Source organism: Vibrio sp. D54, assembly GCF_021728075.1.
In the GTDB taxonomy this organism is placed as follows: Bacteria; Pseudomonadota; Gammaproteobacteria; order Enterobacterales; family Vibrionaceae; genus Vibrio; species Vibrio alginolyticus.
In genome coordinates, this window is sequence record NZ_JAKKCS010000017.1 from 105,299 (window position 1) to 116,242 (window position 10,944).

Sequence of the window (10,944 nt, forward strand, 5' to 3'; positions counted from 1 at the left end):
AAGGCCGAGAAATAAGGCACAAGGAGAGAAGCCATGAGCGAAGCCCACGTTTATCCGGTAAAAGAAAATATTAAAACTCATACACACGCGGATAATGATACTTACTTAGCCATGTATCAGCAGTCGGTAACCGATCCAGAGGGCTTCTGGAACGAACACGGCAAAATCGTTGATTGGATCAAACCTTTCACCAAAGTAAAAAGCACTTCTTTCGACACTGGCCATGTTGATATTCGCTGGTTTGAAGATGGCACACTGAACGTCTCGGCTAACTGTATTGACCGTCATCTTGCAGAACACGGGGACGACGTCGCCATCATTTGGGAAGGCGATGATCCAGCCGACGACAAAACACTCACTTTCAACGAACTGCACAAAGAAGTGTGTAAATTCTCCAACGCATTGAAAGAGCAAGGCGTACGCAAGGGAGACGTGGTGTGTCTATACATGCCAATGGTGCCAGAAGCCGCTGTGGCTATGCTCGCTTGTACCCGTATTGGTGCGGTTCACACCGTAGTATTTGGCGGTTTCTCACCAGAAGCACTATCCGGCCGTATCATCGACTCTGACGCTAAAGTCGTGATCACCGCAGACGAAGGCGTACGTGGCGGACGCGCTGTTCCACTGAAAAAGAACGTGGATGAAGCACTAACCAACCCAGACGTAAAAACCATCAATAAAGTCGTCGTGCTTAAACGTACAGGTGGTGATGTTGAATGGCATGAACACCGTGATGTTTGGTGGCACGAAGCAACAGCCAACGTTTCTGACGTTTGCCCACCAGAAGAGATGAAAGCCGAAGACCCGCTGTTCATCCTCTACACATCTGGCTCGACAGGTAAACCTAAAGGCGTACTACATACTACAGGCGGTTACCTCGTCTACGCGGCAATGACCTTTAAATATGTCTTCGATTATCAACCAGGTGAAACCTTCTGGTGTACCGCGGATGTGGGCTGGATTACAGGCCATACTTACCTAATTTATGGTCCACTAGCGAACGGGGCCAAAACCATTCTGTTTGAAGGTGTTCCAAACTACCCAAGCACGGCTCGTATGAGTGAAGTGGTTGATAAGCACCAAGTGAACATTCTCTACACTGCGCCAACCGCTATTCGTGCACTAATGGCAAAAGGTAACGAAGCGGTAGCAGGGACATCACGTTCAAGCTTACGTGTTATGGGTTCAGTAGGTGAGCCTATCAACCCTGAAGCGTGGGAGTGGTACTACAAAACGATTGGTAACGAGAGCTCGCCTATCGTTGATACTTGGTGGCAAACAGAGACCGGCGGTATCTTAATTGCACCACTACCAGGTGCAACAGACTTAAAACCAGGCTCAGCAACTCGACCATTCTTCGGAGTCCAACCTGCACTGGTTGATAACATGGGCAACATCATTGAAGAAACCGCAGCAGAAGGTAACTTGGTGATCCTTGATTCATGGCCAGGTCAGATGCGTACTGTTTATGGCGACCACGAGCGCTTTGAACAGACCTACTTCTCAACCTTCAAGGGAATGTACTTTACTAGTGATGGTGCTCGTCGTGACGAAGACGGTTACTACTGGATCACAGGCCGTGTTGATGACGTACTAAACGTGTCGGGTCACCGCATGGGTACCGCTGAAATAGAATCGGCTCTTGTCGCACATCATAAAATTGCTGAGGCCGCTATTGTGGGCATTCCGCATGATATCAAAGGCCAAGCTATCTACGCTTACATTACCTTGAACGATGGTGAACTCCCGTCAGCAGAGCTACACAAAGAAGTGAAAGATTGGGTGCGTAAAGAAATTGGTCCAATTGCAACACCAGATGTACTGCACTGGACGGATTCCTTACCGAAGACTCGTTCTGGTAAGATCATGCGTCGAATCCTACGTAAAATTGCAACGGGTGATACCAGCAACCTCGGAGACACATCAACGCTTGCCGATCCGAGCGTTGTAGATAAACTTATCGCAGAGAAAGCAGAATTGGCATAAATTCAACCAACTGTTTTAAAAGCACTTTAAAAACCGCCATCACTCATGGCGGTTTTTTGCTTTAGTGCACAAATTGGCCACATAAAAAATATGGCAATTATGTTGTTTTTGTTAACTTGGTTACAGAAACGAGAGTGGCTATTAGGAGATTAGACCAGTAAATTGCTGCTAATTGCTATGAATTAGCTATAATCTTGGTCGATTTTTTAAAATTTGCTCGGTTTTAACAAAAAAATCGTGCTGAACTATCGTATATTTGGGAATATAAACGTTCCACTCACGATAAGGGAAGATAGCAACACAATGTCTGCAAAGTCACGGATTCTTGTTCTAAACGGACCAAATCTTAATCTATTGGGTCTGCGCGAACCGACACACTATGGTCACAGTACCTTAGCTCAAGTTGTGGATACTCTTACAGAGCAAGCCCATAACGCTGGGGTAGAACTGGAACACCTACAATCAAATCGTGAGTACGAACTGATTGAAGCCATTCACGCTGCCTATGGCAAGATTGACTTCATCATCATCAATCCAGCGGCTTTCACTCATACTAGTGTGGCGCTGCGAGATGCATTACTTGGCGTCGCCATCCCATTTATTGAGGTGCACTTATCAAATGTGCACGCACGTGAACCATTCCGTCATCACTCTTATCTGTCAGATAAAGCAGAGGGTGTGATTTGCGGTTTAGGCGCACAAGGTTATGAATTTGCTCTGTCTGCAGCGATCAATAAGCTACAGGCAAAGTAACCCTAACACTCTGCAACCCTACGAGGGTTGTCTTAATCACAAGATAAAAGAGAAAGAAAAGATGGATATTCGTAAAATCAAGAAGCTAATTGAGTTAGTTGAAGAGTCTGGCATTGCTGAGCTAGAGATCTCTGAAGGTGAAGAGTCAGTGCGCATCAGCCGTCATGGCACTGCAGCTCCTCAAGCACCAATTCACTACGCAGCAGCTCCAGCGGCGGCACCTGCTCCAGTAGCAGCGGCACCAGTAGCGGAAGCGCCAGCAGCAGAAGCTCCAGCAGCAACACCTGCAGGTCACCAAGTTCTTTCTCCAATGGTTGGTACTTTCTACCGCTCTCCAAGCCCAGACTCTAAAGCATTCGTAGAAGTGGGTCAGAAAGTAAATGCTGGCGATACTCTATGTATTGTTGAAGCAATGAAAATGATGAACCAAATCGAAGCGGACAAATCTGGCGTTGTTACAGCAATCCTAGCTGAAGACGGCCAACCAGTTGAATTCGACCAACCTCTTGTTGTAATCGAATAAGCGGGGCTTGCTTTATGCTAGACAAAGTAGTCATCGCGAACCGAGGTGAAATTGCACTTCGTATTCTTCGCGCTTGTAAAGAATTAGGTATTAAGACCGTCGCTGTTCACTCAACAGCGGACCGCGATCTTAAGCACGTACTACTCGCAGACGAAACCGTATGTATCGGCCCTGCTCGTGGTATCGACAGCTACCTAAACATTCCACGCATCATTTCTGCAGCAGAAGTGACTGGTGCTGTGGCTATCCACCCAGGTTACGGCTTCCTGTCTGAGAACGCAGACTTCGCAGAGCAAGTTGAGCGCAGTGGTTTCATCTTCGTTGGTCCAAAGGCAGACACTATCCGCCTAATGGGCGATAAAGTATCTGCTATCAATGCAATGAAGAAAGCAGGCGTTCCTTGTGTACCGGGTTCTGACGGCCCTCTAGACAATGACGAAGAGAAAAACAAAGCATTTGCTAAGCGCATTGGTTACCCAGTAATCATCAAAGCATCTGGCGGCGGCGGCGGTCGTGGTATGCGTGTTGTTAGAGCAGAGAAAGACCTTATCCAAGCCATTGCAATGACACGTGCTGAAGCAAAAGCGGCGTTCAACAATGACATGGTTTACATGGAGAAATTCCTAGAAAACCCTCGTCACGTTGAAGTTCAGGTTATTGCTGACGGTCAAGGCGGCGCAATCCACCTTGGTGAGCGTGACTGTTCAATGCAACGTCGTCACCAAAAAGTAGTGGAAGAAGCTCCAGCACCTGGTATCACCGAAGAAATGCGTAAGTACATCGGTGAACGCTGTACTCGTGCATGTATCGAGATCGGTTACCGCGGCGCAGGTACGTTTGAATTCCTATACGAGAACGGTGAGTTCTACTTCATCGAAATGAACACTCGTATTCAGGTAGAGCACCCAGTAACAGAGATGGTTACTGGCATCGACCTAATCAAAGAACAGCTTCGTGTTGCAGCGGGTCAGCCTCTGTCATTCACTCAAGATGATATTAAGATCCGTGGCCATGCGATTGAGTGTCGTATCAACGCAGAAGACCCTGAGCGCTTCCTACCATCTCCGGGTAAGATCGAGCGTTTCCACGCTCCTGGCGGTATGGGTGTACGTTGGGAATCTCATATCTACACAGGCTACACAGTACCACCTCATTACGATTCAATGATTGGTAAACTGATCACTTACGGTGAGAACCGTGATGTAGCGATTGCACGTATGAAAAACGCACTGGGTGAGATGATCATCGAAGGCATCAAAACTAACGTGCCACTGCAGTTCTCCATTATGAATGACGAAAACTTCCAACACGGTGGTGCAAACATCCACTACCTAGAGAAGAAGCTTGGCTTACAATAAGCCTAAGCAAACGTCTTAAAAAATGCCCACTCCCGTGGGCATTTTTGTTTTACATGTACGCGAACGGCTCAACATATAAATCGGCTTATTTGGGTATATACTCAAACATATCGTAGAGTTCTGGTAAACTCTGCGCCACTTCATTCACTTTAAGAGCAAAAACCAATGCCTTGGATTCAAATCAAACTCAACGCGACCAATGAAAACGCTGAGCAAATCGGCGATATGCTAATGGAAGAGACTGGCGCGCTGTCTGTTACATTCTTAGACGCGCAGGATACACCTGTATTCGAACCTCTACCTGGCGAAACTCGCTTATGGGGCGATACTGATATTCTGGCACTGTATGATGCAGAAGCAGACACTAACTTCATCATCGACCAAATTAAAGCGAGCAATATGCTGGCTGACAATTTTGCTTACAAAGTAGAACAGCTTGAAGATAAAGACTGGGAACGCGAATGGATGGAAAACTTCCACCCAATGAAATTTGGTGAACGCCTATGGATTTGTCCAAGCTGGCGCGACATTCCAGATCCTGACGCTGTTAATGTTATGTTGGATCCAGGCCTTGCATTCGGTACGGGTACTCACCCTACAACAGCGCTTTGTCTTGAGTGGCTAGAAAGCATGGACTTAAGCGGTAAGACCGTTATCGACTTCGGTTGTGGCTCAGGTATTCTTGCGATCGCAGCGATCAAATTGGGCGCTGAAAAAGTGATAGGGATCGACATTGATCCGCAAGCCCTGCTTGCTTCAAAAGACAATGCTGAGCGTAATGGCGTTGCAGACAAACTAGAAGTTTACTTACCGCAAAATCAACCTGAAGGTCTCGTCGCTGACGTCGTTGTGGCCAACATCCTTGCGGGACCTTTACGTGAACTTGCACCTATCATCAAAGGGCTAGTTAAGCCAAATGGCGACCTCGCTATGTCCGGCGTATTAGACACTCAAGCTGAAGATGTTGCGAACTATTACCGTGACGAGCTTCACATTGACCCGATTGTTGAACAAAGTGAATGGTGTCGCATCTCTGGTCGTAAGCAAGGCTAGACAAGGTTTTCAGAGCTAATTGTTTGAAATTCATACAATTTACAAAAACAATTTGTAAATGCTCAAATATTAGTCTTTTCACGCAGTGAAAAAATGCGTAAAATGCGCGCCCTTGCTGGTACAGAACTGTGATGACGTTTTGAAAATCGGAAACTATCAACTTAAGAACAATCTAATCGTAGCCCCTATGGCTGGTGTAACGGATAGACCGTTTCGCGAGTTGTGTCTTCGCTATGGTGCGGGAATGGCCGTCAGTGAAATGATGTCTGCTAACCCAAAACTATGGGGAACGTCAAAGTCGAAACAGCGCATGGTACACGAGGGCGAATCGGGCATTCGCTCTGTACAGATTGCGGGTTCCGATCCACAGCTTATGGCGGACGCAGCTCAATTCAGTGTTGAGAACGGTGCACAAATCATCGACATCAACATGGGCTGCCCGGCAAAAAAAGTGAATAAGAAGCTAGCGGGCTCTGCTCTGCTTCAATACCCAAACATTATCGAAGAGATTTTGAAAGCGGTCGTGAATGCAGTGGACGTTCCTGTAACGTTAAAGACTCGAACTGGCTGGGATACAGACAACAAGAACTGTGTCCAGATCGCTAAATTAGCCGAAAACTGCGGCATACAAGCTCTTGCTCTGCATGGCAGAACGAAAGCATGTATGTACAAAGGTGAGGCCGAATACGACAGCATTAAAGCGGTAAAAGAGGCGATTTCAATTCCGGTTATCGCGAACGGTGATATCGATAGCCCGGAGAAAGCCAAATTTGTACTGGAGTACACCGGTGCGGACGCTTTAATGATTGGACGCCCTGCCCAGGGTCGTCCTTGGATTTTCCAGGAAATCCATCACTATTTGGAAAACGGCACCACAATGGAGGAGCTTCCAACTGAGGAAGTGAAAACCATTATGCTTGGTCATGTGAATGCTCTGCATGAATTTTATGGGGAGTTCTTAGGTCCACGTATCGCGCGCAAGCACGTTGGGTGGTACCTGAAAGAGCATGAACAGGCAAGTGAGTTTCGCCGTACCTTCAACGCTATCGACGCAGCTCCGCTGCAAATTGAGGCGTTAGAAGGTTATTTTGATAACGTTGCATCATAATTAAGAGAAGAGCTAGACCGAATATGTTCGAACAAAATCTGACTTCAGAAGCATTAACAGTAACTACAGTAACGTCACAAGACCAGATTACTCAGAAGCCTTTACGTGACTCTGTTAAAGCGTCTCTTAAAAACTACCTTGCTCAACTAAACGGCCAGGAAGTAACAGAACTATACGAATTAGTTCTAGCTGAAGTTGAACAGCCACTACTAGATACTATCATGCAGTACACTCGCGGTAACCAAACTCGCGCAGCAACTATGATGGGTATCAACCGCGGTACTCTTCGCAAGAAACTTAAGAAATACGGCATGAACTAAGACCGTTTTTCAAAAAGTATTTGGAACAAGCCGTTACCTTTTTAGGTAACGGCTTTTCTTTATCTACTAAAACACTACGAATAACGCTCACTTTGTTCAGTATTACCAACTGGCTTTAAGATAACTACTGCTGAGCCAAACAATAGGAAAGCCACGAAAGCGACCCATTCATTGCCTACAGAATACGCGAAGCCCGCCAAGGCAGACCAAATCGCGACACCAAAGTGCATCATACTCATTCCAGAAGACATTAACACACCTCGATATTCATCAGATAAGCTTGCGATATGTGCTTGTAATGCCGGAGAACCAACCCCTCCAGCAAGAGACCAGAGCACTAGAGCTGGAAGATAAGCGGTCACCGTACTCATCTCATTTGAGAACACCCATGCACTGCAAGGTATGCACACCATTAAAGCCACTCGCATAACGGCTCGAGAGCTACCAAGCCAGCGAGAAGCTCTCGCCACGCACATATTTCCAACCACACTCACGATCCCTAGAGCTGCATAAATAGCGCCCACCCAACCGAGCGCCAAATCACTGGTATCTCGAATATGAAGGCCTATCAGGTTAAATACACCAATACCTCCCCCTAGGCCTAAACACATCGCTAGAATCGCCCTCAACGCGCCTGGAAGATGAATGACGTCTGTGATAGGTGGCAGAGTATCTGACTTCTTGGACTCATTATGCTTGTTGTTCATGGACACTACGCTCATGGCACCGACAAAAAGAGCCGCAACGCCCAAAATAATAAAAGCGGCACGCCATGATAAAAGCTGGGTCAACAATGCTCCGATCGCCGGGCTAGTTATCATACCTAGCGTTAATCCCGCCTGAACCATCACAATTTGACGCATCGCTCTATTACCCTTCGCGTCTCCCGCTAACGCGAATGCAATTGGTAACATGCCTGCACTTGCAATACCAGTGATCACTCGAGTTGCAATAGCAAGTTCAAAATCATGAACTATGCCCGTCGTAATAGACGCAACCCCAAATACAAAGCAAGCAGGCACCATGATACGAATACGCCCAACTCGGTCTGATAAACGGCCCAAGTAAGGAGCGCAAATTGCTATGGCTAAACTATATGCTGTAATAAATAAGGTCACCTGACTCGGTTGAACACTTAAATCATTTCCGATAGGTTCAAGAATAGATCCAAGCATCAACTCATCAGCACCAACAAGAAAAGCCACGAGAAATAGGATCATGGACTGCATCATAGCTCCACCTCCTGTTCTGTTTCCGATTCAGCACAAGTGAGCAACGAAATATCTAAAACTCTATCAGGCCAAGATTGCAAAAATGCCTTCTCATGAGATACTACAATCACGCTACCGGAAAAGCGCTGGAGAGCCTCTTTAAGCGCATTTTTACTGCTGCTATCCAAATGTGTTGTTGGTTCGTCCAACAGCAAAACATTGCATTTCTGAACCGATAAACAACACAACTTCACCCGAGTTTGCTCACCACCGCTCAATGTATCTAAGTGGCGCTGCGTCTTATCCCCCGTAATCCCAAAGCGAGCTAATAGCTTGCGTGACTCTTTGCTTGAGATTGTTGGCGCACAAGAGCACAGCTCCTGTTCAGGTGTGTTCTGAGGATGGCGCCAAGACAAATCTTGAGAAAAATAACCAATCATTGCACCTTTTGCCAATACCACCTCACCAGAGAGTGGCTCGATCTCCCTCATCAGGGTTTTAAGTAAGGTCGACTTACCCACGCCGTTAAAACCAGCAACAACCAACTTTTCCCCGCGCGCTAACGTGATATCAAGCGCAGGAAGCAGAGGCTGCTGATAACCTATCATCAACGCTTTTGTGTCAATCACATACTGTTGCCCAATAGGCTGGTGAGCAAAGTCAAACATCGATACTTTTTCTATATTATTCAGTTGAATAGGTTCGATTTTATCCAGTTTTTTCTTGCGTCCCTTAGCAAGACTCGCGTTAACTCCAGCGCCATTTTTGGCAATAAATTGCTCTAACTTTCGAATTTCATTTTGCTGAGCCTTATATTGCTTTTCTAACAAAGCACCGTCGTGATGCTTTTGCTGCATTGCTTTGACATAAGTGCCGCTGTATTTTCGGACCGTTTGATAATCAATATCACAAATACTGGTCGCTACTTGATTAAGGAAGTCAATGTCATGAGAAACCAGTAAAACAGTGCCAGTGTAATCGTTGAGAAACGTGACCAACCATTCAATGTGCAGAGCATCAAGATAGTTTGTCGGCTCGTCGAGAATTAACACATCGGGGTTGCGGAGTAACAACCTCCCTAAAAGGACTTTGTGCCTTTGACCGCCACTTAGCGAGACAAGCGGTGTATCTAAGCCAAATTGATAAATACCAAGACCTACAGCAACTCGTTCAATTTTGGTATTAATTGCATAGAAGTCTTCATCTTCTAAATATGCCTGTAGCCGAGCGACTTGGCTTAAAAGAGATGTAGAGTGAGACTCGGTCATCGCATGATACAAAGTCCAAAGCTTTTGCTCTGCAGCGTATAAACTCTCAAAAGAGCCCTTTAAACACTCATGAACTGTCAGCACATTATCGATCTTAAAATGTTGTTCTAAATACCCCACCTCAAGGTTTGGTAACCATTCAATGCAGCCCTTATCTGCAGATAATTCACCGAAAAGCAGTTTCAATAAGGTGCTTTTTCCAACACCATTCGCTCCGGTGATACCTATTTTCTCTCCCACGTTAATACGAAAGGTCACGTTGTTGTATAACGTCTTATCAGCTATCTGATAAGACAAATTTTTAACTTGTAAAATACTCATGTTTTCAACCAAATAAAAAAGGGCCGGTGATCAATACCGGCCCTTATTTCAATACTGGGTAATGCTTTGTAGCTGCTTAACAGATACAAAAAGGCCGATGATGAAATATCACCGGCCATCTCTTCTCTTTTATCAGGTGTACAAGATCCTGCGTATAACTTCAGCGAAGCTACCCACGCATAAAACACCTGATGAAGATTAATTTAAGACTCCGAGCAACACTTCATCGCGTTTTTTGCACGGAGTTCAGCCTTCTTACAAAGCTTTTAAACAAGAGATATAACATGATTTACTGTCGAAAAAACATTCGATGTGAAGCGTACACCTTTAGAATAAAAAGTACCAGATAATTATTAAAACTATCGTGACTTACACGAAGGTCCACTGAAAGAAGACTTTTCCTCAGTCAATGTGCCAGGTGAACGGCTTACTCAGCAAACACAGCTATGAAAGCACCTATACCGCTCACGTTATACGTACGTAGTGGTGGCTTTGAAGGTTGAAGAGGGTTAGAGGGAAGAAGTAGCGAATATACTTTAAGACACTGGCTTAAATAGATCGACAAAACAAAATCCATGTTTGGAAAGTTTTAAATGCGCTGAGTTTATATTAATAAGCGCCTATGGCTAAATCAAAACATCTAAAGCAGAGAAATCTCCCCCGAAAATAACATAACCTAGTGAATAAATTCTCCAGGTAATAATAAAGGAAGCTTTGGTAAGTTAAGCACAGGGGCTCAAAACTAGCGCTCGAGACTGCAGAAACCACACAAAACTGCGTTCCACTTCACTCATAACAGGGCTTAGAAAGCATCGCCAGAGGGAAGCCGGCCTCTCGATACAAGGTTTCAATATGAAAGTGAGTTTCAGGTAAGTCGGGGGAACCAGAACGAAAAAAGCCTCAGTCTTTCGACTGAGGCTTAATATAAGTGGCGGAGTGGACGGGACTCGAACCCGCGACCCCCGGCGTGACAGGCCGGTATTCTAACCAACTGAACTACCACTCCGCAGTGGTATCACTCGCTTTAATAAGCAAGTGTCCGC

At 45.7% G+C, this 10,944-nt stretch carries 9 protein-coding genes and 1 tRNA gene; 7 read left to right on the forward strand and 3 right to left on the reverse strand.

The genetic code is table 11. The features are described from left to right. Positions 1-33 precede the first annotated feature (33 nt). From acs to fis, 7 genes are all read left to right on the forward strand, one after another. Positions 34-1,986, forward strand: a complete 1,953-nt coding sequence (acs, locus tag L3V37_RS19460; RefSeq protein WP_104979805.1) for an acetate--CoA ligase — start codon at positions 34-36, stop codon at positions 1,984-1,986. Positions 1,987-2,289: 303 nt separating this feature from the next. Continuing rightward, complete coding sequence (aroQ, locus tag L3V37_RS19465; RefSeq protein ID WP_005382360.1) at positions 2,290-2,739, forward strand: type II 3-dehydroquinate dehydratase; 450 nt, start codon at positions 2,290-2,292, stop codon at positions 2,737-2,739. 61 nt (positions 2,740-2,800) lie between these two features. Further along, positions 2,801-3,262, forward strand: a complete 462-nt coding sequence (gene accB, locus L3V37_RS19470; protein ID WP_005386355.1) for an acetyl-CoA carboxylase biotin carboxyl carrier protein — start codon at positions 2,801-2,803, stop codon at positions 3,260-3,262. 14 nt (positions 3,263-3,276) lie between these two features. After that, positions 3,277-4,620, forward strand: a complete 1,344-nt coding sequence (gene accC, locus L3V37_RS19475) for an acetyl-CoA carboxylase biotin carboxylase subunit (protein ID WP_005382509.1) — start codon at positions 3,277-3,279, stop codon at positions 4,618-4,620. Between the two features lie 165 nt (positions 4,621-4,785). Continuing rightward, positions 4,786-5,673, forward strand: a complete 888-nt coding sequence (prmA, locus tag L3V37_RS19480) for a 50S ribosomal protein L11 methyltransferase (protein WP_005382507.1) — start codon at positions 4,786-4,788, stop codon at positions 5,671-5,673. 139 nt (positions 5,674-5,812) lie between these two features. Then, on the forward strand, positions 5,813-6,781 hold the full coding sequence (gene dusB, locus L3V37_RS19485; RefSeq protein ID WP_005382505.1) for a tRNA dihydrouridine synthase DusB: 969 nt from the start codon (positions 5,813-5,815) through the stop codon (positions 6,779-6,781). A 23-nt stretch (positions 6,782-6,804) separates the two neighbouring features. After that, positions 6,805-7,101, forward strand: a complete 297-nt coding sequence (gene fis / locus L3V37_RS19490; RefSeq protein WP_000462885.1) for a DNA-binding transcriptional regulator Fis — start codon at positions 6,805-6,807, stop codon at positions 7,099-7,101. A 74-nt stretch (positions 7,102-7,175) separates the two neighbouring features. Here fis and L3V37_RS19495 read toward each other — a convergent pair whose 3' ends face one another. From L3V37_RS19495 to L3V37_RS19505, 3 genes are all read right to left on the reverse strand, one after another. After that, positions 7,176-8,333: an MFS transporter gene (locus tag L3V37_RS19495; protein WP_172563459.1), complete on the reverse strand. Its 1,158-nt coding sequence runs from the start codon at positions 8,331-8,333 to the stop codon at positions 7,176-7,178. Next, the gene (locus L3V37_RS19500; RefSeq protein ID WP_237306810.1) at positions 8,330-9,901 is read right to left on the reverse strand and encodes an ABC-F family ATP-binding cassette domain-containing protein; all 1,572 of its coding nucleotides are present in this window, start codon (positions 9,899-9,901) and stop codon (positions 8,330-8,332) included. The genes L3V37_RS19495 and L3V37_RS19500 overlap by 4 nt, the downstream gene beginning before the upstream one ends. Positions 9,902-10,830: 929 nt before the next feature. After that, a tRNA-Asp gene (locus L3V37_RS19505) sits at positions 10,831-10,907 on the reverse strand. Positions 10,908-10,944 lie beyond the last annotated feature (37 nt).